This is a genomic window from Pirellulales bacterium, from assembly GCA_019694435.1.
Classification (GTDB): domain Bacteria; phylum Planctomycetota; class Planctomycetia; order Pirellulales; family JAEUIK01; genus JAIBBZ01.
Window position 1 is genome coordinate 23720 of sequence record JAIBBZ010000031.1, and the last position, 24221, is coordinate 47940.

Genomic DNA, 24221 nt, shown 5'->3' on the forward strand with positions numbered 1-24221 from the left:
TCACTATGACCATGCACCCTCTGTTGCCAGGCGCGGGAGTCTCGCGTCGTCGTCCCGATGAGCGTCGGGGCAACGTGTTGATCCTGACGGCACTGTTGTCCGTCATCCTGCTGGGCATGGTCGCATTCGCCGTCGACGTCGGCTACATGGCCGTCGTCAAAACCGAGCTGCAGCGTTCGGTCGACGCGGGTGCCTTGGCCGGAGCCGGTGTGCTGGTCAACGGGGCCGAAGCGGCCAATGCCGAGGTGCTCGAATTCGTCAACTCGAACATCGTGGGCGGCGCGGGCTTCAACTTCGCGGGCAACAACAACAACAACAACCAGAACCAAGGCGGCAACGGCGCGGGAAGTGGCCCCAATGTGACCACGCTCGACGACGATATCGAGATCACCACCGGCGACTGGGATCCGCAAACCGGACAGTTCACCGAAGTCGCCACGTTGCCGTCGGCGGTGAAGGTCTCGGTCACCCGGTCCGGCCAACCGTTGTTCTTCGGCCGGATCTTCGGGCGCGATCAATTCTCCGTTTCGGCCGAATCGATCGCCACGTACCAGCCGCGCGACATCATGCTGGTGCTCGACTTCTCGGCGTCGATGAACGACGACAGCGAGTTCAGTTCGGCCGGGCAGTTTGGCAAGGCTAACATCATTGCGAACCTGTTCCAGATCTACACCGAAATGGGCTCGCCGCATTACGGCAGCATGCAGTGGACGCCGGTTTCGATCTCTTCGACCAACGTGACGACGGTCAAGACGCAGCTCGGTATCAAGAACCTGGCATATCCCTTCCCCGGCGGGAGTTGGGACGACTATGTCAACTACGTGATGACCAGCAGCGTACTGAACTCGGTCGGGTACAAGAAAAAGTACGGCTACATGACCTGGATCAACTACCTGCTCGAGCAACGGCCCAAGTACAGCGAGACGCCGGCGCTGGTCAACGTCAGCGCCCAGCCGATTGCTCAGCTCAAGGCGGCCGTGCACTTGTTCGCCGACTACCTCGAAGAGCTCGATTCGGACGACCGTCTCGGGTTTGCGATCTACAACTCGACTAACGGCACAGGCCAACTGGAAAAAAGCCTGACGGCGGACTTCCAGAGCGTTGCCAACACGGTGCAGGGCCGTCAGGCCGGTCACTACGATCACTACACGAACATCGGCGCGGGTGTCTACTATGGCCGCCAGGAACTGGCTGCCCATGCCCGGCTGGGTGCGTACAAGATGATCGTGTTGATGACCGACGGCCTGGCGAATCGGCCGAGCAACGAGACTCAAGGCCGGACCTACGCCTTGCAACAGGCCCAGGCCGTGGCGGACATGCATGTCCCGATCTTCGCCATCAGCTTGGGAGCGGGTGCCGACGTGAATCTGATGCAGCAGATCGCCGATATGACTGGCGGCAAGCACTTCAACGTGCCGGGCGGTCAGGGCGTGCTCCAGTACGAAGAGCAGTTGCTCGACACGTTCGAGTCGATTGCCAAGAGCCGTCCGCTGAAGGTGGTGAAGTAAGCCTCGCAGCGACGGAACTTTCCCCGGTAAACACGCCTGCCCCGGTCGCTCGCATGGAGCGGCCGGGGCAGGTTGCTTTTCGGGGTATGGCTCGATCCTGGCGGCGATCAGCGGAGCTGCAAGCACCAGAACAACGTGCCGTCCGCCGCATGGTAGGCCGCTGCGCCGACCTGCGAATAGCCGCCCAGGATGTTCGCCCGATGGCCGGACGAGTTCATCCACGCTTGGACCGCTTGCTGGCTATCGGTCTGGCCCATGGCGATGTTCTCCGCGACCCCCGCGGAGGTGTGTTGCAAGGATCGCCGGCTGGCCATCCAGGAACAGTGGCGACGCGCCGAATCCATCAGGCCGAACGAGATGGCCAACGGCGGCCGGCCGTAGCGCGCGCGCTCGGAGTTGACCTGCGCGATGATGTTCTGCTCGACCGGCAGCAGGGTGCTGGCCGGATCAACGACAGCAGGCTTCGCAACCGGCGCCGGGCTCGGCATGGGCGCGGCCGTGGCGGTATTCGTCGCAGCCGGATCGATCGTCGTCGCCGCGTTCGAAGGATCTTCTGCAAGCGCCGCCGACAAGACCAGCGAGCTGACCACCGTGAAAAATGCTTCGGTCCCCATCCGCAAACTCCTCCTTCTTTCCGTCGTGGTGATACGGCGAGTCGCTTAAACCTGCGCGACTCGTGGTCAGCAGGCTAGACGCGCGGCGCGCGGCGGCTCAACCCCCTGGCAACGGGTAAAATTGCCGCCGAAAACCCTGCCTCTTGAGCTAACCGCTTCGCAGGGTTGCATTTGCAGGTCGCTTTGCTAAGTTCGTGCATCCTGGAAAATTTCCGCGATTCCGAGAACGATTCGCAGCCGACTCTGCCGCGAACGAGCGCTGCGCAGCGAATTGGCCTGAGCAGTTGACCGAACTCTGAACAATCGACGGAACTCTGGGCGGCGATTGGCGCGCCACACCACACACCATTACGCAAACGGAGAGTACGAAGATGTCGATGATGATCGGCGAAGCCCTCTCGGGCGAAGGCAACGAAATCGCGCATATCGATCTGTTGATCGGCAGCAAGGACGGGCCGGTCGGTCACGCGTTCGCCAGCGCCCTGGCGCGGCAGAGCGAAGGTCACTCGAACCTGCTGGCTGTGCTCGAGCCCAACCTGGCCGTGAAGCCGGCGACCGTGATGATCACCAAGGTCACGATCAAGGGTATGAAGCAAGCCGTGCAGATGTTCGGCCCCGCGCAAGCCGCTGTGGCCAAGGCCGTGGCCGATTCGGTCGGCGCCGGCGTCATTCCGCAATCGCAGGCGGAGGACCTGGTCATTGTCTGCGGCGTGTTCATCCACCCGGCCGCGGAAGACGATCGCAAGATCTATCAGTACAACTACGACGCGACCAAGATGGCGATCGCCAACGCCATGGGGAACAAGCCCTCGGCCGCCGAGATGATCGCCGGCAAGGACAAAGCCCAGCATCCGTTCCGCGGGTTCTGATCGCTTGATCGGGAGGTGCCGCCGGGCGCTTCCCCCGCTGATTATGCTCGTGTGCCACTGCCCGTGCAGTGGCACACGTTCGTTAGGGGCACCCGTTTGGCGACAGGGGTTCGGTGATGGCCGCGACGAGCGACAAGCCGAAGATTCTGATTCAGCTCGATGGCGATCCCCAGCCGAGCGTGTTCGATGCCGTGGTGGCGGTCGATTCCGGCGTCGATCAGCTATTTCGGCACGGCGGCATCGAGCCCCGGGCCGTGCGCGACCTGGTTTACGGCGGCTTGTTCACGCGCGGCATTGACGAACTGCACCGCACAGCGGTGTTCGTCGGCGGTTCGAACGTGGCCCGTGGCGAGGAAATTCTGCAAGCCGTCCAGGCGAGCTTTTTCGGTCCCTTTCGGCTGTCGGTGATGTTCGACGCCAACGGTGCGAACACGACCGCCGCGGCGGCCGTCCTCGCGGTATCGAAGCATCTCGAACTGCACGACGCACGGGTCGCGGTGCTTGGCGCGACGGGTCCCGTCGGCCAACGCGCCGTGCGATTGCTCGCGCGCGCCGGGGCTCAGGTCGCGGCGGGCTCGCGGCAGCTCGATCGCGCGGCGGCCGTCTGCGAGTCGTTGGCCCAGCGCGTGACCGGGGCGCGCCTGAAAGCGTTTGTCTGGCCGTCGCAGGGCGAGGTCCCGTCGGCCTTGGCCGAGGCCCAGGTCGTGATTGCCGCGGGCGCGGCCGGCGCCGAGCTGCTCAGCGTCGATCAGCGTCGGGCGCTGGTGCCTTTGCGCGTGGCGGTCGACCTGAACGCCGTTCCCCCGACGGGGCTCGCGGGCATCGAGCCGACCGACAAGGCGCGCGAACAGGACGGCGTGACGTGTTACGGCGCGCTCGGCGTGGGAGGCTTGAAGATGAAAATCCATAAGGCGGCCCTGCGACGATTGTTCGAACGCAACAATGCCGTGCTCGACGCCGAAGAGATCTTCGAGCTGGGCCGAGAGTTGGGCGTCTGAGCCCCGAGAGGCCGGGCATCGCCTGGACCAACGATCGATGGCCGCCGAGCATCGCTTGCCGCCGGGTCAGCAACTTGCCGCGCCGGGCCGTTGGCCCGTGATTGGCGAACGTGCGCCGGAGCAGGCTGCCGACCCGTGGCAACTCGAGGTGACGGGCCTGGTCGCGCAACCGCTGCGCATTCCGCTGGCCGAAGTGCAGCGCTCGGCGCGCGTCGAGCGGGAAATCGACATTCACTGTGTGACGCGGTGGTCGATGTTCGGTGTGCTGTTCCAAGGTTGGCCGCTGCTCGATGTCCTGGCACGCGCGCAGCCGCAGCCCGAAGCACGTTACGTCAGTTTTGTCGCCCGCAGCAGTCGCCGGCACAGCACGTCGCTACCCCTGGCCGATCTGGGTGCGCTCGATCCGCTGGTGGCCGTGGCTGCCGACGGGCATGCGCTGGATGCGGCGCATGGCGGGCCGCTCAGGCTGATCGTTCCGGGCCGGTATTTTTACAAGAGCCTCAAGTGGCTCGCGCGGATCGAATTGGTTGCCGACGACGTGCTGGGCTACTGGGAACGCACGGCCGGCTATCACAATCAGGCCGATCCGTGGCGCGAGCAGCGCTACCTGGCGCCGCAGCTCGATCGGGCCGAAGTGCGCCGCCGGCTGGCCGCGCGCGACTTTTCGGCGGCCGAGCTGTGCGGCATGGACGCGGCAGGCCACGACTTAACCGCGCTCGTCGCGCGCGATGCCTTGTTGCGTGACGCACGTTTTGGCAATGCGGTGCTGAAGTTCGCGGATTTTTCCGGCGCCAACCTGTCGAACGCGCATTTCGATGGCGCCGATCTGTGCGACGCGGTTTTTCACGGCGCCGATCTCGAGGGGGCGTCGTTCATCGGGGCCGACCTGCGGGGGGCCGACTTTTCGCAGGCCCTGCTCACGGCGGCGACCTTGTTCGCGCCGAACTCGCCCGGCGATACCCGCGTCGACGCGCGCACGCGCTTCGACGCTGCGGCCCTCGAGCAGCTCATGCCCGAGCAATCCACGCTGTTGCGACAGGCGTCGGCCGCGATCGCCTGATCAGGGACTGGCGTCGGTTTGCTGTTCGCCGAACTCGGGCACATCGGCAATGTCTTCGCCGAAGCTGAAGATCAACCAGTCGAGTTCGCTGCCGCCGATCAGCTTGTCGATTGACGAATCGTCGAGCGTCGTGGTGCCCGGAAGAATCGTATCGAGCAACAGCATGCCGACGCGCAACAAATAGGGCTCGGGCCCAGCCCAGACGCCTTGCGTGCCACCCAGGGTTCCATAGAGATCGTCGAAGGCCGTGAAGTCGAACCGCTCGGAGAACAACAAGTCTTCGCCCGCGCCGCCGTCGAGCGTGTCGGCGCCGAGATAGCCGACGAGCACGTCTTGCCCCTCACCGCCGAAGAGCCGATCGCCCAGGTCGGTGTTCTGAGTGCCGCCGACCAGCAGGTCGTTGCCCTGTCCACCGTACAGCGAGTCACCGCGAGAACCGCCGTACAGCGCGTCGTCGCCTCCCTCGCCGTAGAGCTCGACCACGCGCGACGACACGAGTTCGGCCGTGATGACATCGAGCCCTTCGTGCCCATAGGCCTTAATGCGGCCGTTAATCCCGGGCACGATGTGGTTCGAAATTGCGAGGATCGAGTTTTCGAATTGTGTGAAGATCGAGATGGACTGGCCGATGCCGAGAAAGAACACGCCGTCGAAACCCGGTGTGCCGCCCCAGAGCAAGTCGGTCGTGCTGCCGTTGAAACGCGCGACATAGGTAGTGACATTGATCGCCGTCGTGCTCACGGTGCCTGTCCCGCCGTCGTCGTCGGTGGCGCGAACTGCGATAGTCGGCGTTCCGTTGGTCACATACGCGTGGCTGACCGTAGTGCCCGCGGGGCCCACGACCGTTTCGTCGAACAGGGTGTCGTTGTCCCAGTCGATCTCCCAGGTGAAGGTGCCGGCCTGGTCGGCGGCAGCCGGGTCGACCGCGGCCAAGGTGTAGCTCACGCTTTCGCCGCGGAACTGGGCGCTTGCGCCGGGACTGATCGATGCCGCAGGCGCCACGTTTTGCACCGTGACGGAAATCGTCTCCGAGTCGCTGAGCACCGGCACGCCGTTGTCGCTGACGATGACTTGGATCGACACGGGACTCGGCACATCGTCCGTCGGCGTCCACGTAAACACGCCTGTCACGGGGTCGATGACCGCACCCACCGGGGCTCCCGGTCCTAGGCTGAACGACAACGACTGGCCGTCCGGTTCGGTGGCCGACGCCGTGAAGGTCAAGAGTGCGCCTTCCGCGATGGTCTGATTGCCGATCGGATCGAGCACGGGCGGCTGATTGGCAACGATATCCCAGCCGATCAGGTCGAGCGCGCGAATGTCGGCATAGCTGACCGGTACCACTTGTTGTGGCGCCAGCGTGGGGTCCATGACGCCGATCAGCGTGCCGCTGAGGTTGTTGTCTTTCCAGTGGCTGGCTTGGCGCCCATCGCCCGTCGAGACGCCGGTCGACATGCGCCATTCATGGGTCGTGTCGTCGGTGATGACGGTTCCGCCCGCGGTGAGCGTACGCGAATAGTTGGTGAAATTTGCGCTCGTGGCAGGGTCTTTTCCGGCGACGTTATCGGCAAACCGGAATAGATCGAGCGGGCGCGGCGAAACGTCACCCGTCAAGCCGGCACCGACCAGTCCATCGACCGTGTCGACGGTGGAGATAAACCCCAGGGCGTGGCCGATCTCGTGCGTGGCCACGGTCTCGAAATCGGTCAAGCCCGAGCCGACGCCATCGGAATTGTCGTAGTCGAAAGTGAATTGCGTGTTGAACGTGATCGTGCCGTCCGCGGCGCCGAACGCCGTATCGAGGCCGACATAATCGATGGCTTTCAAATTGGCCTTCGAGGCGATGAGATCACCCGTCAGACCAAAACCAGCAGGCAGCACCGCCGTGAACTGGACCGCCGTCGGCAATGAGGCGAGTATCGCATCGTCGGCATCGGCGTCGGCCACGATCGCGTTGCGAATGGCGTTGTAGCTGGTTTGCAGCAGTACCGTGCTCGTTTGGCCGATGACGTTCGGCGCGCCGAGATTGGCCAGGTCGGCGTTCAGGGTCACCAGGATCGGATCGGAGATCATGGCTTCCCAGTGCGCGGCTGCCCGTTCAAAGGCCGCGAGCGCATCCGCATTGGCCACGAGCGTGGGGCCCGCATTGAGCACGATATTGAAGCCGCCCAAGCTGCTGGTCTGCTCGTCGACCAGCGTGAAGCCGTCGAACGCGTTGTCGGACGCCGGATCGCCGCCACTCTCCGTTGAAGAGCTGAGTTGATCGTCGATCTCTTCCAGCACAGCGTCTTCGCCCACACGCGTCAGCGGACGGTCGCCGAGATCGAAGGGCAGGGGCTGGTGGACGACCGTGTCTTCGATCGTCGTGGTGGCGGCAGGCCGTAGATTGGCCACCTCGCTCACCACATCGTTGTTCAGACCGCAGCAAAGCGGGCAGCTACAGCCCATCGGCGATGCCGAGAACAGCAATCGCCGTTCGAGTCTCTCTTGGTTCGCCCGACGGCAGGCGCGCTGACGCCGGAGGACAAATAGGCGCGGCATGGTCGTCTCCGGTGCGTCGACGTAAATCACGACGACGGCCATGCCCCGGACCGCTAAGGGTCGCGCCCGCGCTCACTTGCCGCGGCCGAGACCAACCTGCTTGCCCGGTGCCCAGGGCTCCGGCATTGTTAGCTGGGGATTTCGCGGGGTCAACTTCTTGTGCGTCTGCACAAGCCGGGCAAGGAATGCCGCCGCTGGCAGTGCTGGAAGTCGGGCCCGGATTGGGCTACCTGGCCGGCGATCGTCGCTTACCGCTGCGGCAGCACGTAAGCGATGATGGCGATGTAGTGCAAGGTGCTGCCGGCGATGACGAGCAGATGCCAGACCGCGTGGAAGAACGGAACCCTGCGGTCGAGCATCAGAAAGAAGGTCCCGATCGTGTAGCACGCGCCACCGCCGATCATCAGCAGCAGGCACTCGTGTGGAACGACTTCGATGGCGCGCGGCACCGTGACGATCGGCAGCCAGCCGAGCACCACGTAAGCCCACGTAGCCACGCTGTCGACGCGATGTGCGAAGAACACCTTCGAGGCGAACCCCAGCGCAGCCGTCGTCCACATCGCCGCGTTGAGCAGCCTGTACCAGCCGTCGTGGAAGTACACCACCGCGAAGGGCGTATACGTGCCCGCGATCAGCAAGTAGATGCACCCCTGATCGAGCATCCGGAAGATGCGGCGCCAGGTCGCATGGAAATGGAACACGTGCGACAAAGTCGAGGCTGCATACAGCGACACGAGCGTGAACGCATAGACGCTCGCGCCGAACATGTGCCAGGCGGATTCCTTCATGGCCAACAAGACCACGGACGGCGCGGCTAGCAGGGCCATTACAAAGCCCATGCCATGCGTAATCCCGTTGACGATTTCCTGGCGATTCGACAACGGCGACAAACCGGGTTGGCTGTCCATTTGCAGTGCTGGCATTGCTCTCAGTCGAGCCGAAGGCTCGCGTTCGAACTCGTGGTTTCCTGGTCTTCCGCACCGCTTTCCGAGGGGCGGCTACCTTCCTTCATGATATCGGTCGCTACGGCCGCGGCTGGGCAAAGTTGTCGCAGCACTCGACAGAGTCCGCACGGTCGATCCGAACCGTAAGCCAGCCTTGACGTTCAGTCGTCGCTCGCACTAAAGTTTTCGCCGCGCTGGCAGCTGCGCATTTGCCCCGGCCAGAACGCGACACGTCGGTCAAGGACGACAACTTCGATGGCATTGTTGGAAGCCCACGGACTCATCAAATACTATGGCCGCCGCAAGGTCGTCGACGGCGTCGATTTTCACGTCGACCCGGGCGAAATCGTCGGGCTTCTCGGGCCCAACGGTGCCGGTAAGACGACGAGCTTTCGGATGACCTGTGGGATGATTCCGGCCAACAAGGGCCGAGTCATTCTTAACGATATCGATGTGACCGACTGGCCGATGTATCGCCGCGCCCGCGAAGGCGGTATGGGCTACCTGGCTCAGGAATCGAGCGTCTTTCGCAAGCTGACCGTCGAAGACAACCTGCTGGGCGTGATGGAGATGCTGGGCGTGGGCCGGGCCGAACGGCGCCGCCGCTGCGATGAACTGCTCGAACAGTTCAAGATCACCGCGCGCCGCAAGCAATTGGCGATGAGCCTGTCGGGTGGCGAGCGCCGACGGCTGGAGATTGCCCGCTGCCTGGTCTCCGATCCGAAGATTCTGCTGTTCGACGAGCCCTTCACGGGCATCGACCCGGTGACGATCGCAGGCATCCAAGAGATGGTGTGCAGCCTGCGCGAGCAGGGGATTGCGATCCTCATCACCGATCACCAGGTTCGCGAGACGTTGCAAATCACCGATCGCAGCTATGTGATTCGCGAGGGGCGCGTGCTGTGCCACGGGGCGCCTCACGAAGTCGTGCGCAATCCCGAGGCGCGCAAGTTCTACTTCGGCGAAGGGATCGATCTGGGCGTGCCCGGCATCCCACCCCCACACAGCGAGTCTGATCGCCCGGCTCGGAGCGAGCCGCGTTTTCGCTTTCGCCGGTAGCGGCGCCGTTTCGAAGAGTGGGAACCGACCATGGCCGCGACTACGGCTCAGGCGACCGCACCCGGCGCGAGCAAGCGCTTCGATGCCGCTGCCTTCTCAACGGTGGCCTTGCGCCCGGCGCGGCGGCGGTATCGTCGGACGGCTGCCTTCGTCTTGGTCTTGGTTGTGTTCGCGACCGCGTGGGGCAATGGGCGCCATGCGGCCGACGCCCGCAGTGGCACTCTTGCGAGCGTGGGGCAACAGCCCTCATCGCATGTCCCTGGCCGGTTTCGCGTGGCCACGTTCAACATTGCCACAGGGCACCGGCGTGACGGCGGCGTCGATCTCGCGGCCGTAGCCCGCGCGCTGCACGGCATCGACGTTGCCGCGCTGCAAGAAGTCGACGGGCCCTGGATTGCCTATCGCGACAACCAGGCGGACGACCTGGCCGACCATCTCTCCTTGGCCGCGGCGTTTGCACCCACCGAGCGACGCTGGTGGCAGGACCACATGGGTAACGCGCTGTTGACCCGGTTCAACGTTGCGCCCTGGCAGAGTATTCCATTGCCGTGCACGCAGCGCCGCGGGTTTCGCAATCTGCTGTTTGCCACGCTACCGACGGAATCAGGCAAGCCGCTGAAGGTACTGGTCGCCCATATCGACCGCCGCCAAGATCGCGAGGCCCAACTCGAGATCGTTTGCAACTTGTTCGAGTCGCTCGCCGAGCCAGCGATGCTGTTGGGCGATCTGAATACGACGCGCGACGATCCGCGCCTAGCCACCTGCTTTGGTCGCGGCGCCCGCGACGCGCTGGACGACGCCGGCGCCGGCTCGTCGGAACGTCGGATCGATTGGATTCTCCTGCGCGGCTTGCGCGGGACCGCTGGCGGCGAGGTCCGCGAAGAAGTCTCGGATCACCCGTTGTATTGGGCCGATGTCGAGCTGATGGGACCGGCCACGACCCAGCCTGGGGAATGAACACATGAGTCTGGAAAGGCCCGGCATGATGGTGCGCTGGGTGGTTATTGTGCGCGGCCGGCTTGCCCGGCCTTGCGGGCCAATGCCCGTGGGCAGTTGGCTATTGCTGTTGACGGCCGCGTTATTGCTATACGGGTTCAACCTGAGTGGCGCGCGGGCCTTGACCGAACATGAGATTTACGTCGCCGGAGTCGCCAAACAGATGGACGACTCCGGCGATCTGCTGCTGCCGCGCGTCGGCGATCAGCTCTGGCTGGAGAAGCCGCCGCTTCCACATTGGCTAGTGATCGCCTGCAACCGTCTGGACGGCTCCTGGGATGAGGCGACGGCGCGTTGGCCCTCGGTACTTTCTGGCACGGCGGTTGTGCTGCTGATTGCCGGTCTGACGGCGCAATGGTTTGGCCCGACCGCCGGGCTGCTGGCGGGCCTGTTTCAAGCGTCATGCGTCTACATGATTACCTATGCTCGGCTGGCCGAAGCCGACATGCTGCTCTGCGCGCTGACGACCGGCGCCTTGACCGTGTTTGCACGATTGCAGGCAGGGTGGATGCCGCAGCAGCGGCAATTGGGCCGCGGCGGCTGGGTGCTGTTCTGGTGCCTGATCGGTTTGACGAACCTGGTCAAGGGGCCCCTGTTTGGTGCGGGACTCGTGTTGGGAGTGATCGGCTGTTGGCAGATCACGCGGCGCGATTGGCGGGGCGTTGTGGCCATGTTCTCGCCGTTGGGACTGTGCCTGGCGGTCGGTCTCGCCGTTGCCTGGCCGCTGTCCGTGGCCTATCGCGAACCGGCCGCATGGGAACTCTGGCGCGATCACCTGCTGGGCCGCGCAGCTGGGACCGTCGATTTCAATTCGAAGCCCTTCTGGTACTACCTGACTTGCTGGCCGTGGCAGTTGTTGCCGTGGACGCCATTGCTGTTCATCGCGGCGCTGCCCAGCGCGCGCACCGCGTGGGAGCAAAAAAATTCGCCTGAACGGTTCTTGTGGTGTTGGGCACTGGCGCCGCTGGTGCTGTTGTCGCTCTCGCGCGGCAAGCATCATCACTACTTGATCTACGCCTTGCCGGCGCTGGCTCCGATCATGGCCCAAGGCGGTCTGCTGCTGGCCGGCTCGATTCGCACGCGCGGGCGGCTGGCGTTGCACTGGGGCAACCTGTGTATCCGCATCTTTGCACCCGCCGCGGCGATTGCCGCCGCGATCGTAGGTTGGCGCTCGAACACGTTTCGCGGTGACTGTGTCGTGATGGGCCTGACGAGCCTGGCGCTGTTCACGGCGGTCGGATGGCTAACGCGAAGGGCCTGGCCTGCCGCGTCGATGGCCGCCACGATCGGCGGCGTGCTGTGGTTGGAAGTCTATGTGCATGGTTGGGTCATGCCGCGCCGCGATCCGTCGGCGGCCGACCGTCAGTTCCTGCAAGCGGTCGCGAGCGAGGTCCCGGCCGACGCGCGGTTGGTTGCGTGTGGCGGCGGAGAGATTGCCCGACACATCTTCTACATCGATCGGCACGTCGAGGGGCATTGGGAGCTCGTCCAGCTCAAGGCCGATCCGCGCAGCGGCGCCCTGTATGTCGTGGCCCGGGGCCGGGACGCCCAGCAGCTAGAGCACTTGGGGCGTGTCGAGCAGTTGTCGCAAAGTCGCCAGACCCGGCGCGAGACGTCGCCGGAAGATCGCTATACGCTGTTCCGCGTCGATCCGGAGCGGTTGGTCCAGGGCGCTGCGGCTCCGCACCGTGAATGAATACCGCGTTCGTTGCCCGCAAGCCAGGCCCGCGGCCTGCGGCGTTCAGCCGTCTTGAACGACGACCAGCGGCAGCTTTTGGGGGTCCACGAGCACGGCGATGCACTGACCGTTCGGCATCTTGCGCGGCGGCACGACGACGGCCGCCCCCAATTCCATCGCATGGGCGCAGGTGTCGATCACGTTGTCGACCGAGACGACCAGTTGTACGCTGGGGCGCAATTCACGCACGGCTGGCAGGATCGAACCGTGCAGGTTCTCGGCCGTCTTGGCGTCGAGCCGCCGGATGCCGCCGGTGACCTCCTGGCCAATCTTCCAATCGAACAGTCGACCGTAAAAATCGGCCGCTGCCTGAGGATCGCGCGAAACGATCTCGAAACCGATCACGCACGCGTTCATGGCCCGACCAGCCTAAAGGACGGCACAATCGGTCCCGGCACGCAAAGCGGCCCGTCCGATTGAACCCAACCGTCAAGACTCGGAGCAGAATTAGAATGCCCGTTTTGCTCCGTAGCTCTTAATCCTAGTCCGCCATTCCGTTCCCCGCCATTCATGAAGTCTAAAGTTCGCTTAAGTTCCAAGTTGAGCGGTAGTTCGGGAGTTCATGTATCGACCGATGGGGCCGATCGTGTCATCCGGCTGAAGTCCAGCAGCCTCGGTCCGCGCCTGGGAATCGCCAGCTTTATGGCCTTTTGGCTCGCCGGATGGACTGCCGGCTGCGTGGCCATCGCCAACAAGCTCTTCCATGAGCCGACCCTTGAAAACGGCATGTTCGCCACGCCGTTCTTCATCGGGTGGCTGTTCGGCGCGCTGGTCTTGCTGACCACGATTTTCGACCGCCAGGAATTGCGTCTGTCGCCCGATGCGGTTGCGCTGGTATGGCGCACCTACACCGGACGTCAGGTGCAACGCGTGCCGCTGGCGGAGATTCGATCGGTCGATATCGACGTGACCGGCACCGAGCACTCCTCGGGCGGGGTGAACCGTCGGGTGCGCATCGAAACGCTAGGCAAACCGCTGACCTTTGGCGGCTCGTTGAGCGTGAGCGATTGCGACGCGGTGATTCGCGAGATCGTGCGATATGTCGAGGCCCACTGCCCGAGCAGCTTGCGCCGCGACGAACCGCACGGATCAAGCACAGCCGCCGAGACGGCGTCAGGCGCAGAGGCCGCCGAGCTCCTGGCTCCGCGCGCTGCCGGCTTCGTTCAGCGCCAGGCCGTCCATCGCGGCCCTCGAAGCTCCGCCGAACTCGAACTCACCGATCTGTCCAGCCGGGTCGAGCCGCCGCCCGACACGCCCTGGCGCTGCGACCAGGACGTCGACGGCGTCAGTTTTCGCTGGCGCGGGCGATTTCAGTTGGGCGCGCTGGTCGCCGTGCTGTTTCTGAACGGCTTCTGGAACTCGATCGTTGGCATCTTTCTGATGCAGGCCATCAAGCAAGGCGAGATCGGCCTGCACCTGTTCTTGATTCCCTTCGAGCTGATCGGCCTGCTGCTGCTGGCCGGCATTCCGGCGCTGATCACCATGCCGCTGTGGCGGCGGCGCTGGACCTGTTCGCGACATGCCCTGGATTGCTATGCCGGCGTGCTCGGCATCGGGCCGCGCCGCCATTACGACATCGTCGGTGTCGAACGGATTTCGTTGTTCGATCGGCGCAACGACAAGTACTGGCACGGCGGCAAGGTCGGGTCCGATGCCGAGGGCAAGGACTACGACGTGTTGCTGCACGATGCCGGTGAAACTGGCCAGATTCGTCTGGGGCCGCTCACCGAGGCCGAGGCCCGTTGGGTGGCGGCGACCATCCGCGCCAATTGCCCGGCCTGGTTTCGCTGAGCGCGGGCGGCTTACTTGACGCCCATCAGCTCTTTGACCTTGGGTTCGATCGCCTCGGCCCAAATGCGATAGCCTTCGGGGCTGAGGTGCAGGTAGTCGGGCATGATGTCCTTGGGCAGCGAGCCATCGGCCGCGAGGAATTTGTCGCCGATGTTGAGATAGTGCACCATCTCGCCGTCGGCCACTTCCGAGGCCAGGCGGCTGGCCTCGGCGTTCTTTTCGCGCTGCGGGTTTGGCATCGGTCCGCGCGGAAAGATGGCCAGCAGCAGCACCTTCGTCTCCGGCAGCCGCTTGCGCAGCTCGGCAACAATGGCCTTGATGCCGTCGGCGATCTCGACGCCCGTGTTGTCGTTGCCGTTGGAGTTGTTGGTGCCAATCATCAGCACGACGAGCTTCGGCTTCAGGCCGTCGATGTTGCCGTGTTGCAGCCGGTAGAGCACGTGCTGCGTGCGATCGCCGCCGATGCCCAGGTTCAGCGGGTGATAGGCCTCGAAGTGTTTCTTCCAGATCGCGTTGTCGTTCCAGCCCTGGGTGATCGAGTCGCCGAGGAACACCAGGTCGTAGTTGCCGGCCTTGGCCCGTTCGTTGAGCTCGGCGAATCGCTGCTTCCAGCCCTCGTCGGTCCGGGGCGCAGGCGTGTCGGCGTCGTGTGCGAGGGCCGGCGCAGGCGTGCAAACCGCCAGGGGCACGATCGCCACGACCGTCGCCGTCGCTAAGAACCGCAGAAACGTTCGCCGACACAATTTCGCTAGATCAAGCATGGGGGCAACTCCGGGAAATGCGTGAATGGGCCACAGCTTAGAGTGGCGGCCGCGCGGCTGCAAATCGGCGGGCGCGGCCGCCGCGCCTGACCTATAGATGATTGCGGGTCGAGGCCGAGAACCGGGCCGCGACGCGGCCACTCGCCCGCGCGAACACCAGTTTGGCTGGGAGCTCACGAGCCCATGACGGCGATCAACAAGCGGATCGGCATTCTCACCAGCGGCGGCGATTGTCCGGGACTGAACGCCGTGATTCGCGGCGCCGTGAAGACGGCCAACTACCTGGGCTACGACTGCATCGGCTTCATCAAGGGGTACGAAGGGCTCGTCGAGCCGGTCACGTACATCCCGTTGAACCAGAAGAATACGACGGGCATTCTCAACCAAGGTGGCACGATCCTCGGTTCGACCAACAAGGGACGCTTCGTGGCCCGGGCCGGCGTGGCCGATCGCCTGGAAATCGAAGGCGATATGCTGCGGGCCGCCAAGACCACGGTCGAGCAACTGGGGCTCTCCGGCCTGATCTGCGTGGGCGGCGATGGTTCGCTCGCGATCGCCTTGCAGTTCCACGAATATGGAATGCCGGTCGTCGGTGTGCCCAAGACGATCGACAACGATCTGCAATGCACGGCGTTCACCTTCGGATTCGACAGCGCGATCGCATGCGCGACCGACGCCCTCGACCGCCTGCACACGACAGCTGCCTCGCACGAACGGATTATGGTCATGGAGGTGATGGGGCGCCACGCGGGCTGGATTGCCCTGCACGCGGGCATCGCGGGCGGCGCCGACGTGATCCTAATTCCTGAGATCGGTTGGAACTACGAAAACGTCTGCCAGAAGATTCTGGAGCGCGAAACACAAGGCAAGCGGTTCACGCTGATCGTGGTCGCCGAGGGCGCGCTGTTGCCCGACGGTGGTTTGATTGCCCGCAGCGCCGGCACCGGACAGGTGCGCCTCGGCGGCGTGGGCAATCACGTGGCGGCCGAAATCGAACGGCGGCTGCAACGCGAGACGCGCTGCGTGGTGCTGGGCCATCTGCAGCGCGGTGGGCCGCCGACTACGTTCGACCGCGTGCTGGCCACCCAGTTCGGCGCACATGCGGTACGCCTGATCGACCAGCAGCGATTCGGCGAAATGGTCTGCTTTCAGCCGCCGAATATCGAGAGCGTCGCCATTGCCGATGCCGTCAGCAAACTCTCGCAGGTCGATCCATCGAGTTCGGCAGTGCAGGCGGCGCGGGCCCTGGGCATCAGCTTTGGCGACCAGGCCTCGGCTTGCAATCCGTTCATCATTCCGACGCGTACCGCGAGCGTGAACGAGTTCGCCGAGGCGACCCACTGATCTTCGGCGAGTCTTGCCGGGGTTTGCCACGCGCCCGGCGCCCAGCATAGGCTGACGATAACGGGCCGCGCGGTTTCGGCCCGAACCGAGCGGCAGCAGGGCGCGCGGGCGGCATGTTCCTGTTCTTTCCGTACAACACCGACGCGCCGGTCTATTCGTTTCCGTACGCGACGGTCGGCCTGATCGTCCTCAACACGGCCATTCATCTGCTGTGCTTCGGTCTGGCCTATCATCAGGCCGACGCCGAGGCCGCGTTGTTTGCCGAAACTCTGCTGCCGTGGACCTTGCAATGGGGCGACGGTTTGCACCCCGTGCAGTGGCTGACGTCCAACTTCGTGCACGGGGGTTGGGCTCACCTGATCGGCAACATGGTGTTCCTCTGGCCATTCGGGCTGATCGTCGAAGGCAAGCTGGGCTGGTGGAGGTTCCTGCTCGTCTACCTGCTGTTGGGCGTCGCGCAAAGCGGCATCGAGCAGTCGATCATGCTGGCGGCACCGGGCGGAAACTCGTTCGGCGCCTCGGCCATCATTTTCGGACTCGTTGCCATGGCGTTGGTCTGGGCGCCCAAGAACGACCTGTACTGCTTCTTGTTCGTGTTCCTGTTCTTCCGCCCGATCATCCAGACGGTCGAAGTGCAGGTCTGGGTATTTGCCCTGGGCATGGCGGGGTATGAATTCGCGTTTGCCGCGCTGGCCGGGTTCGGCATGGAGACGCCGGTGTTGCACTTGATGGGCTTTGGGCTGGGGCTCCCGGTGGCCATCATCATGTTGCGACTGAAACTCGTCGATTGCGAGGGCTGGGACGTGTTCACCGTCTGGCAGGGCAAGACCGGCGTGTTCGCCGATCAGCCGCGGCCTGAGGCCAAGCCGGTCGACGAGCGCAAGTTGGCCGAGGCCCGGCAAGAGACGCAGAACAAGATCGACAGCTTGATGGCCCAATCGCAGCCGCGCCTGGCGCTGGCCGTGCATCGCAAGGCCGAGAAGACCTTGCCCGACTGGCAACTGCCCGAACCGAGCCATCGCGCACTTGCGGCCGGACTCGAGCAACAGCAGGCCTACGACGAGTTCGTCGCCTTGGCGGTCGACTATCTACGGCTCTATCCCGACAAACAGGTGCGGATGCGGCTCAAGCTGGCCCAGGTGTTGATTTATCGCCTGCAGCGCCCCGGGCAGGCCCTGGTCGTGCTGCAGAAGCTGCCGGCCGAGGGCCTGCCGCCGGACTTCGAGAAAATCCGTCGTGGATTGATCAAGACAGCCAATCACCAGCGGGCAACCGGCGAGCACCTGGAGCTCGCGCCGCACGACTGGTAGCGGCGCTGCCCGTGAGTCGCTGCCGAAGACAAAAACCGCGGCCAGGAGTCGCTGTCGCGCGTTCCTGGCCGCAGTTTGTTTTGCGATTGGCAGGCGGCGTCAGATGACCTGTTGAAAGCAGCCCCGGCCGGCCTGGCAATTCGGCCGATCAACCAACTGATCATCGGGGCCCAGGACGTTTTGCGTGCGATTGCACCAGCAATAGCCGTCGCCCATCGAGCCTTCCTGAGTCGGGTCGACCAGCCCGGTGACGTACATCCCCTTGGAGCGGAGATGCAGGCAGGCGGGTCCACGAACCTCGGCCCCATCGGCATCGACCTGTTTGCGGTAGACCATGGTCAGAATCCTCCCGTTTGCAGGCCGAAGGCCAGAAGCGCGGCACGTTCGACGGCCACGCGCGCGAGTTGCACCTTGTAACGATTCCCCGGCAGCGGCGTCGCCTCGCGCACGGCAGCCTCGCCGGCAGCGGCGGCCGCTTCGCGCGACGCCAACTGGCCCAGCAGAACATTCGCCGCCAGGCTCGAAACCCACGGCACCGGCGCGACCTGTCCGAGCACCACGCGGGCCGCGATGATCCGCCCGGCTTTGAGTTGGACGGCGGCCGCGGCCGAGGCCAGCGGATAGTCGGGCCCGGCGCCCTGACGCACCTCGTAGGTCGCGTTCGCCGGCACGACATCGCGCGGGATCGTGATGTGGGTCAGGACTTGATTGGGCAGCAGCACCGTTTCACGCTGCTGCTCGTCGCGCGGCGTGCGATACAGCGCGTCGAGTGGGAACTGCGCTTCATCTTCGGGCCCTGGCCCGACGACGCGTACCTTGGCGCCCAGGGCCATCAAGGCTGGGGCCAAGCGCGAGCCTGCACAGAACTTCGCGGGTCCAGCGTTGCCAAAAATCGCGTGATACCGGTGATCGCCTTCGGCCACGAGCCGGCCGTTCTGGGCGAGATAGCCGTGACCATTGCGGAAGTACCAGCACCGCGGACGCTGGCAAAGCTCGCCGCCGAGCGTCCCTTGGGCTTGCAACTGGAGGCTGCTGATCCCGCGGATGGCCTGTTTGATCGAGGGGAAATCGTCGAGGTCCGGGCTGTCGAGCAGATCGCTGAGCGAGGTCGTAGCCCCGATCCGCACCGATTGCGAGTCGGCCTCGACGCCGCGCAGGCTCGGCACGTCCATGATGTTCACGACCCGGCTGGGCGTGACCACCATCTTGTACATCAGACCGACCAGGTCGGTGCCGCCGGCGAGGATTTCGCTTTCACCCCAGCGGGATGAAAGCAATCCGGCGATCTCGCTTTCGCGGCGCGGAGCCGCGTATTCAAAGGCTTTCATCAGGAAGCGCTCCCTTCGACCAGGGCCTTGTGTTCCAGCGACGCGAGGACACGCTGCGGCGTCAGCGGCAGCACCGGCACCCGCACGCCCAGCGCGTTGCATACGGCGTTCGAGATGGCTGCGCCAGGAGAGATCACCGGAGGCTCGCCCAGTCCGATCACGCCGCGGTTGTACTCGCTTTCCGGCTCGTACATCTCGATGACGATCTCGCCGATGTCGCCCAACCGCGGCAAGCGATAATCGCTCAGCTCAGCGTTGACGAACGCGCCGGTGCGGCCGTCCATGATCCGTTCTTCGAACAGGGCATACGCGATGCCCATGATGACGGCGCCGTAAATCTGGCTCTCGGCCGTCTGCCGATTGACGATCAGGCCCATGTCCTGCACGGCCACGAATTTCTTCATCTGGACGATGCCGGTGGCCTTGTCGACGGCCACTTCGGCCATCTGCACGCCACCGACCAGCGTGCTCGACAACGGGCTCTTGGCCCCCTGTTTGAACTCGCCTTTCACTTCCAATGGGTTCATGCCCAACAGGCTGCACGCCTCTTTCCAGCTCAGGCTCTTGCCCGGGTCGCCTACGACTTGGATGCGGCCTTCTTTGGCCTCGAGCTCTGCCGACTGCACGCCGAGCTTCGTGGCGACCAGCTCGCAGAGTTTGCGCAGGGCGTCTTGCGAGGCCCGGCGATTCGACTCGGAGACGCCGCCGATCGTGGTGCTGCCGCCCGACGGACCGCTTTGCGGATAGGCCGAGCTGCCGATGTTGACCTTGATGGCGTTGACCGGCAGGCCAAACGTCTCGGCCACCACGACGGCGATGGCCGTGCGGGTGCCGGTGCCCAGGTCCTGGCTACCGAGCGAGGTTTCCACGCCGCCGTCGGGATGGATGCGTACCACGCAGGTCGAAGCGTGGCCCGCCCCGCCCCAGGTGTGCAGCGCCAGGCCCAGGCCCGTGACGATCGAGCCGTCTTGCGGCCCCTTGCCGTGCGGATGCCATTTGGCCTTCCAGTCCATCAGCTTGGCAGCGATTTCCATTTCGGCCCGATAGACGTCTTCCTTGCCGTTGCGGACCGAAGCCAGATTGGCCAGGAACACGTCGTAACTGTCCTTGCCGAGCTTCATGGCGACGTCGTCGTAGGCCGTTTGCGTCATCGCGCAGGCCTGCGGATGGTTGGGCGCGCGCCAGGCCCGGCTGGGGCCCGTGTTGGTCTTGATGGCTGTGGCCACGCGACGTCGGTTGGGCGGATCGAAAACATAGGGGATCTCGCCTTGCGAGACTCCGCCGCCCCCGGGCCCACCGGTACCCCAGTGGTGCGAGTCCCACACCTTGACCACGCCGTTGGCGTCGGCGCCGACGCGGGCCTTGAGATAGCCCGAGGGCCGCGAGCCGGCCGACTTGAGCTCCAGGTCGCGGTCGAGCATCAGCTTGACGGGCCGGCCGGTCTCCTTCGCGATCTTGGCACAGACGACGCCCCAGGAATCGGCGGCGAACTTGCTGCCGAAACCGCCGCCGATGAAGTCGCAGTGGACCGTGACGTCGTCGGCCGTGATGCCCAGCGGCGAGGCGAACTGGCCCGCGGTGCCCGAGACGTTTTGCGTCGACAGGTGGGCCAGCAGCTTGCCGTCTTTCCATTCGCACGTCGAACCGTGCGTTTCGAGACACATGTGCGTGATCGCGGCGATGCCGTAGTAGCCATCGACCACGACGGCCGACTCCTTCAGCAGCCGGTCGATCTCTTCGTCTTCGAACTTGTCTTCGTCGGCGCCTTCGGCGGGCTCTTTTTCGAGCTGCACGTTGCGGCCGGCGCTCTTGGCCACTCCGGCGGCCTCGGCCGCGGCGAGATGTTCGTCGAGGACGAAATGCGGCTCGACGGCGTACTTGACTTCAATCGCAGCCAGGCCCTCGGCTGCGGCGCCGTCGGAATCGGCCGCGACGACGGCGACCAGATCGCCTTCCCAGCGGATTTCGTTGCCCGGTTCTTTGAGCGCCTCGACGTGCCGCACGCCCGGCACTTTCAGCGCCGGTGACGTGTCGATCGACACGACTTTGCACGACGCGTGCGGGCAGCCCAATGCACGGGCAAACAGCATCTTGTCGCGCATAATGTCGTAGGCATACTTCGCGGCGCCGCTGGCCTTGGCCACGCCGTCGAGACGGTCGTGTTCTTTGCCCAGCACCGAGGCGGTGCCGTACTTGGGCCAATTATATTCAGCCATTGCCGCCTCCCTTCACCACCTCGAGGGCGGCCTGAATCACGTTGGCATAGGTGCCGCAGCGGCAGAGATTGCCGTTGAGGCCTGCGCGAATGTCGGCTTCGGTCGCATTTGGATGCTTGTCGAGAAACGCCCGGACAGCCACGACGAAACCCGGGGTGCAGAACCCGCACTGCATGCCGTCGTGGTGCACAAAGGCCTGCACGACCGCGTCGGGCTGGTCGCCGCCGAGGCTTTCGACCGTGCGAATCTTCTTGCCCGCGCAGGTGATCGCCAGCGTGGTCGAAGCGGAAACCGTCTTGCCGTCGACCCATACGGTACTGCCGCCGGTGACTCCCTGGTTGCTGACCGGCTTGCAGCCGGACAAGTTCAACTGGTACCGCAAGACTTCCATCAGGGTCGTCCGCGGTTCGATCTCGACGGGGCAGTCCTGACCGTTGACCGACAGCACCAGCTTGTGCATGCCGGGACCGACGATCGGGGTCTCCTGGTCTGACTCGGCGCCCATGACCGGCTGCGCAACGAGGGCCGTCGCAGCCGCAGCTGCGCCTGAGCCCTTGAGAAACGCGCGGCGATGGAAACCGGACGACGACGATTGGTCGTGTCCACCTGTGCTCATCGTCAGAGTGCCTCCACGGGCGACGGCGTAATGAATTGGAATGCAGGCGCCGAGGCACGCCCCCCTGCGTTCAATGCGAGTGCCCTAGGCTCGTCACGAGCCACAGGACGACCTGCACCGAACCTTGCGGCGGCCAGCGTGCTGAGGATTGTAGCCCTTGGTGCTGCGGATTCAACCAAATCTCGCCAATCCATTGCGCCGGACGGGCATCTGCGATTGAGACGGAGCGCGCGATCAGTCACGATGATCGGGTCTCGACCGACGTTCGCATAGTCAGGTCGAGCCGATCCACCAGCAACTGATTCCTTGGGGTGACGATGTACGGCCTTCGTTTGTTGGTTCTGGCACTGGCATGTGGGACCGCGCTCGATGGAGCAGCGGGACAAGACCTGCTTCGCTTCCGGGTAACGGTGTCACCACCGCCGAGCGCCATGCAGCAGGTGCCGCTCCGCGCCCGCCTGGTGGTTCCGAGCGACTGGCCCGTCGACGGTCGAGCGACGTTGCACCTCAAAGAATCGACCGGTGAGAGTTGGCCCGCCCAGCTTGGCAACGATCCGCTCGTGGCGACGCCCAAGTTGCCGCTCGAGGTACCGGCAGAACATCGCGTGGTTGAGGTGCACTTCGTCGCCCCCGAGCTGCACGCCGGCAAGAGCTGCGAGCTGGAGTTGGAACTGCGCCGCGACCGCGCAGCCGGCCCTGCGGACGCCTTCGCCTGGCACGACACGCCCGGCAAGCACACCGATCTGGTCTGGCACACGGCAGCGGGTGCCCGGCCGGTCTTACGCTACATGTACGAGGCGATCGACGAATCGAGCCCTGCACGCCGCGAAGAGACCTACAAGATTTACCATCACGTGTTCGCCCCCGATGGTACGACGCTGCTTACCAAGGGTCCCGGTGGCCGGTACACGCACCATCGCGGATTGTTCTTCGGTTACAACCGCGTGAGCTACGACGGCAAGCAGGCCGACGTCTGGCACTGCAAGGCGGGCGCACACCAATCGCACGAGGCGTTTCTCGCAAGCGAGGCAGGGCCGGTCTTTGGCAGGCACCAACTGGCGATCGATTGGCATGGCGCTCAACGCGACGTGTTTGCCCGAGAACGTCGCGAGTTGACCGTCTATGCAGCTCAGGGCGGCTGTTTGATCGATTTTGCCGCGCTCGTCGAAACGGCCGCCGGCCCGGTCCGGCTCGACGGCGATCCGCAACATGCCGGTTTTCATTTCCGCGCGGCGCAAGAGGTCGCGGCCGAGACGTTCAAGCAGACCTACTATCTCCGGCCCGACGGTCGCGGCGAGCCGGGGGCGACGCGCAACTGGCCCGACCAGCGCGACCACGTCAATTTGCCTTGGGACGCCATGAGTTTTGTGGTCGGCGGGCAACGTTATACGGCCCTGTACCTCGTCCGACCCGAGAACCACGCTGGGGCCGAGGCACGGTTCAGCGAGCGCGACTATGGCCGCTTTGGCTCCTATTTCGAGCACGACCTGACAGGAGAGCAGCCGCTGGCCATCCGCTACCGGGTCTGGATCCAGCCCGGTGAGCTGACTGTCGAGCAGGCGGGGGCCCTGAGCATGGCCTTCCTCGGCCCGCCGGCGGTCGAGGCCGTGGCTTTGCCCTAGCAAGCAGCCAGCGGCACGGCCAGCCTGCCCGCCGCGTTGCGTCGTCGCTGCGCTCGGCTTACGATCCAAGTCTCGCGTTGTGTCGGTTCCCGCCCTCGTGATTCCGCCCTGGATACATCTTGCCATGCCGCTCCGCTTGACCTGCCTGCTGTTGTTGCTCTTGTTCGGGAGTTCGAGCCAGGCCGCCGATAACACGCCGCCGGAAGGTTTCGTCGCGCTGTTCAACGGCCAGGACCTGGCGGGCTGGAAAGGTCTGGTGATGAACCCGAAGAAACGGGCTGAGCTGACGCCCGAGCAACTTGCCCAGGCCCAGGAAGCGGCCGACGCCAAGGCCCGTGCCCATTGGACGGTCATCGACGGGGCGATCCATTACGACGGCGTCGGGCCCGGCGAGAATCACCTGTGCACCGTGAAGGACTACGGCAACTTCGAGCTGTACGTCGATTGGAAGATCAATGCCAAGGGCGACAGCGGCATCTACCTGCGCGGTTCACCCCAGGTGCAGATCTGGGACGATCCGGTCGGCTCGGGCGGCTTCTACAACAATCAGAAGGGGCCCAGCAAGCCGCTGGTCGTCGCCGACAAGCCCGTCGGGCAGTGGAACACGTTCTACGTCAAGATGGTCGGCGAGCGTGTCACCGTGAAGTTGAACGACCAGTTGGTCGTCGACAACGTGGTGATGGAGAACTACTGGGAGCGCGACAAGCCGATTTATCCCACCGGCCAGATCGAGCTGCAGAGCCACGGTAGCGAGCTGTGGTTCAAGAACATCTATCTCCGCGAGCTGCCGGCAGAGTGACGTGTCGCGACGGCCGTTGCGCAACGGCCACGGCGCTGCTGCAAACGCGCGACGGCCGGCCACGGATGATGCCATCCTCGACCGACGCGATGCGATCGGACCGGATT

The 24221-nt window shown here is 64.7% G+C and carries 21 protein-coding genes; 12 read left to right on the forward strand and 9 right to left on the reverse strand.

The genetic code is table 11. The features are described from left to right. The first annotated feature begins 5 nt into the window (after positions 1–5). Positions 6–1508 (forward strand): TadE/TadG family protein, encoded by a 1503-nt coding sequence (locus tag K1X74_18695; protein ID MBX7168371.1) that lies wholly within the window; start codon positions 6–8, stop codon positions 1506–1508. A 107-nt stretch (positions 1509–1615) separates the two neighbouring features. Here the strand turns inward: K1X74_18695 and K1X74_18700 are convergent, their stop codons facing one another. Further along, a complete protein-coding gene (locus K1X74_18700; protein MBX7168372.1) occupies positions 1616–2122 on the reverse strand; it encodes a CAP domain-containing protein in 507 nt (168 codons plus the stop codon). A gap of 371 nt (positions 2123–2493) precedes the next feature. On the opposite strand from K1X74_18700, the gene fae reads away from it, so the two are divergent. From fae to K1X74_18715, 3 genes are all read left to right on the forward strand, one after another. Further along, complete coding sequence (gene fae, locus K1X74_18705; GenBank protein ID MBX7168373.1) at positions 2494–2991, forward strand: formaldehyde-activating enzyme; 498 nt, start codon at positions 2494–2496, stop codon at positions 2989–2991. A gap of 116 nt (positions 2992–3107) precedes the next feature. Further along, complete coding sequence (locus K1X74_18710) at positions 3108–3989, forward strand: bifunctional NADP-dependent methylenetetrahydromethanopterin dehydrogenase/methylenetetrahydrofolate dehydrogenase (protein MBX7168374.1); 882 nt, start codon at positions 3108–3110, stop codon at positions 3987–3989. 37 nt (positions 3990–4026) lie between these two features. Then, entirely contained in the window at positions 4027–5049 is a 1023-nt protein-coding gene (locus K1X74_18715) for a molybdopterin-dependent oxidoreductase (protein MBX7168375.1), read from the forward strand. Here the strand turns inward: K1X74_18715 and K1X74_18720 are convergent, their stop codons facing one another. Continuing rightward, positions 5050–7632, reverse strand: coding sequence for an NF038122 family metalloprotease (locus K1X74_18720; protein MBX7168376.1), 2583 nt, complete (start codon positions 7630–7632; stop codon positions 5050–5052). 206 nt (positions 7633–7838) lie between these two features. After that, positions 7839–8513 (reverse strand): hemolysin III family protein, encoded by a 675-nt coding sequence (locus K1X74_18725; protein MBX7168377.1) that lies wholly within the window; start codon positions 8511–8513, stop codon positions 7839–7841. A gap of 276 nt (positions 8514–8789) precedes the next feature. Between K1X74_18725 and lptB the strand changes: the two genes are divergently transcribed. Genes lptB through K1X74_18740 form a run of 3 tightly spaced genes read left to right on the forward strand, consistent with a single transcriptional unit; the run spans position 8790 to position 12285 of the window. Beyond that, on the forward strand, positions 8790–9593 hold the full coding sequence (lptB, locus tag K1X74_18730) for an LPS export ABC transporter ATP-binding protein (GenBank protein MBX7168378.1): 804 nt from the start codon (positions 8790–8792) through the stop codon (positions 9591–9593). A gap of 30 nt (positions 9594–9623) precedes the next feature. Further along, positions 9624–10550, forward strand: coding sequence for an endonuclease/exonuclease/phosphatase family protein (locus K1X74_18735; protein MBX7168379.1), 927 nt, complete (start codon positions 9624–9626; stop codon positions 10548–10550). A gap of 4 nt (positions 10551–10554) precedes the next feature. After that, the gene (locus K1X74_18740; GenBank protein MBX7168380.1) at positions 10555–12285 is read left to right on the forward strand and encodes a glycosyltransferase family 39 protein; all 1731 of its coding nucleotides are present in this window, start codon (positions 10555–10557) and stop codon (positions 12283–12285) included. Positions 12286–12330: 45 nt separating this feature from the next. Here K1X74_18740 and K1X74_18745 read toward each other — a convergent pair whose 3' ends face one another. Continuing rightward, positions 12331–12684 (reverse strand): VOC family protein, encoded by a 354-nt coding sequence (locus K1X74_18745; protein MBX7168381.1) that lies wholly within the window; start codon positions 12682–12684, stop codon positions 12331–12333. 285 nt (positions 12685–12969) lie between these two features. Here K1X74_18745 and K1X74_18750 point away from each other — a divergent pair, with 285 nt between their 5' ends. Beyond that, positions 12970–14118: a hypothetical protein gene (locus tag K1X74_18750; GenBank protein MBX7168382.1), complete on the forward strand. Its 1149-nt coding sequence runs from the start codon at positions 12970–12972 to the stop codon at positions 14116–14118. A gap of 11 nt (positions 14119–14129) precedes the next feature. Here the strand turns inward: K1X74_18750 and K1X74_18755 are convergent, their stop codons facing one another. After that, the gene (locus tag K1X74_18755; protein ID MBX7168383.1) at positions 14130–14879 is read right to left on the reverse strand and encodes a GDSL family lipase; all 750 of its coding nucleotides are present in this window, start codon (positions 14877–14879) and stop codon (positions 14130–14132) included. A 183-nt stretch (positions 14880–15062) separates the two neighbouring features. On the opposite strand from K1X74_18755, the gene K1X74_18760 reads away from it, so the two are divergent. Both K1X74_18760 and K1X74_18765 read left to right on the forward strand, forming a co-directional pair. Then, positions 15063–16223, forward strand: coding sequence for an ATP-dependent 6-phosphofructokinase (locus tag K1X74_18760; protein ID MBX7168384.1), 1161 nt, complete (start codon positions 15063–15065; stop codon positions 16221–16223). A 113-nt stretch (positions 16224–16336) separates the two neighbouring features. Continuing rightward, positions 16337–17533, forward strand: a complete 1197-nt coding sequence (locus K1X74_18765; protein MBX7168385.1) for a rhomboid family intramembrane serine protease — start codon at positions 16337–16339, stop codon at positions 17531–17533. 99 nt (positions 17534–17632) lie between these two features. Here K1X74_18765 and K1X74_18770 read toward each other — a convergent pair whose 3' ends face one another. From K1X74_18770 to K1X74_18785, 4 genes are read right to left on the reverse strand one after another with little or no spacing between them, the layout of a single operon-like run. Further along, the gene (locus tag K1X74_18770; protein MBX7168386.1) at positions 17633–17869 is read right to left on the reverse strand and encodes a hypothetical protein; all 237 of its coding nucleotides are present in this window, start codon (positions 17867–17869) and stop codon (positions 17633–17635) included. Positions 17870–17871: 2 nt separating this feature from the next. Beyond that, positions 17872–18861, reverse strand: a complete 990-nt coding sequence (locus K1X74_18775) for an FAD binding domain-containing protein (protein ID MBX7168387.1) — start codon at positions 18859–18861, stop codon at positions 17872–17874. Then, complete coding sequence (locus tag K1X74_18780) at positions 18861–21077, reverse strand: xanthine dehydrogenase family protein molybdopterin-binding subunit (GenBank protein MBX7168388.1); 2217 nt, start codon at positions 21075–21077, stop codon at positions 18861–18863. The genes K1X74_18775 and K1X74_18780 overlap by 1 nt, the downstream gene beginning before the upstream one ends. Continuing rightward, positions 21070–21693 (reverse strand): (2Fe-2S)-binding protein, encoded by a 624-nt coding sequence (locus K1X74_18785; protein MBX7168389.1) that lies wholly within the window; start codon positions 21691–21693, stop codon positions 21070–21072. Before K1X74_18785 ends, K1X74_18780 begins: the two co-directional genes overlap by 8 nt. Positions 21694–22124: 431 nt before the next feature. Between K1X74_18785 and K1X74_18790 the strand changes: the two genes are divergently transcribed. Both K1X74_18790 and K1X74_18795 read left to right on the forward strand, forming a co-directional pair. Beyond that, positions 22125–23315, forward strand: a complete 1191-nt coding sequence (locus K1X74_18790) for a PmoA family protein (GenBank protein MBX7168390.1) — start codon at positions 22125–22127, stop codon at positions 23313–23315. 124 nt (positions 23316–23439) lie between these two features. Beyond that, positions 23440–24114: a DUF1080 domain-containing protein gene (locus tag K1X74_18795; protein MBX7168391.1), complete on the forward strand. Its 675-nt coding sequence runs from the start codon at positions 23440–23442 to the stop codon at positions 24112–24114. The last annotated feature ends 107 nt before the right edge of the window (positions 24115–24221 follow it).

Bases quoted from the DNA above. Each gene is read 5' to 3' on its own strand.
- K1X74_18695 (MBX7168371.1), top strand. From the start codon at position 6: ATGACCATGCACCCTCTGTTGCCAGGCGCGGGAGTCTCGCGTCGTCGT.
- K1X74_18700 (MBX7168372.1), bottom strand. From the start codon at position 2,122: ATGGGGACCGAAGCATTTTTCACGGTGGTCAGCTCGCTGGTCTTGTCG.
- fae (MBX7168373.1), top strand. From the start codon at position 2,494: ATGTCGATGATGATCGGCGAAGCCCTCTCGGGCGAAGGCAACGAAATC.
- K1X74_18710 (MBX7168374.1), top strand. From the start codon at position 3,108: ATGGCCGCGACGAGCGACAAGCCGAAGATTCTGATTCAGCTCGATGGC.
- K1X74_18715 (MBX7168375.1), top strand. From the start codon at position 4,027: ATGGCCGCCGAGCATCGCTTGCCGCCGGGTCAGCAACTTGCCGCGCCG.
- K1X74_18720 (MBX7168376.1), bottom strand. From the start codon at position 7,632: ATGGCCGTCGTCGTGATTTACGTCGACGCACCGGAGACGACCATGCCG.
- K1X74_18725 (MBX7168377.1), bottom strand. From the start codon at position 8,513: ATGCCAGCACTGCAAATGGACAGCCAACCCGGTTTGTCGCCGTTGTCG.
- lptB (MBX7168378.1), top strand. From the start codon at position 8,790: ATGGCATTGTTGGAAGCCCACGGACTCATCAAATACTATGGCCGCCGC.
- K1X74_18735 (MBX7168379.1), top strand. From the start codon at position 9,624: ATGGCCGCGACTACGGCTCAGGCGACCGCACCCGGCGCGAGCAAGCGC.
- K1X74_18740 (MBX7168380.1), top strand. From the start codon at position 10,555: ATGAGTCTGGAAAGGCCCGGCATGATGGTGCGCTGGGTGGTTATTGTG.
- K1X74_18745 (MBX7168381.1), bottom strand. From the start codon at position 12,684: ATGAACGCGTGCGTGATCGGTTTCGAGATCGTTTCGCGCGATCCTCAG.
- K1X74_18750 (MBX7168382.1), top strand. From the start codon at position 12,970: ATGGCCTTTTGGCTCGCCGGATGGACTGCCGGCTGCGTGGCCATCGCC.
- K1X74_18755 (MBX7168383.1), bottom strand. From the start codon at position 14,879: ATGCTTGATCTAGCGAAATTGTGTCGGCGAACGTTTCTGCGGTTCTTA.
- K1X74_18760 (MBX7168384.1), top strand. From the start codon at position 15,063: ATGACGGCGATCAACAAGCGGATCGGCATTCTCACCAGCGGCGGCGAT.
- K1X74_18765 (MBX7168385.1), top strand. From the start codon at position 16,337: ATGTTCCTGTTCTTTCCGTACAACACCGACGCGCCGGTCTATTCGTTT.
- K1X74_18770 (MBX7168386.1), bottom strand. From the start codon at position 17,869: ATGGTCTACCGCAAACAGGTCGATGCCGATGGGGCCGAGGTTCGTGGA.
- K1X74_18775 (MBX7168387.1), bottom strand. From the start codon at position 18,861: ATGAAAGCCTTTGAATACGCGGCTCCGCGCCGCGAAAGCGAGATCGCC.
- K1X74_18780 (MBX7168388.1), bottom strand. From the start codon at position 21,077: ATGGCTGAATATAATTGGCCCAAGTACGGCACCGCCTCGGTGCTGGGC.
- K1X74_18785 (MBX7168389.1), bottom strand. From the start codon at position 21,693: ATGAGCACAGGTGGACACGACCAATCGTCGTCGTCCGGTTTCCATCGC.
- K1X74_18790 (MBX7168390.1), top strand. From the start codon at position 22,125: ATGCAGCAGGTGCCGCTCCGCGCCCGCCTGGTGGTTCCGAGCGACTGG.
- K1X74_18795 (MBX7168391.1), top strand. From the start codon at position 23,440: ATGCCGCTCCGCTTGACCTGCCTGCTGTTGTTGCTCTTGTTCGGGAGT.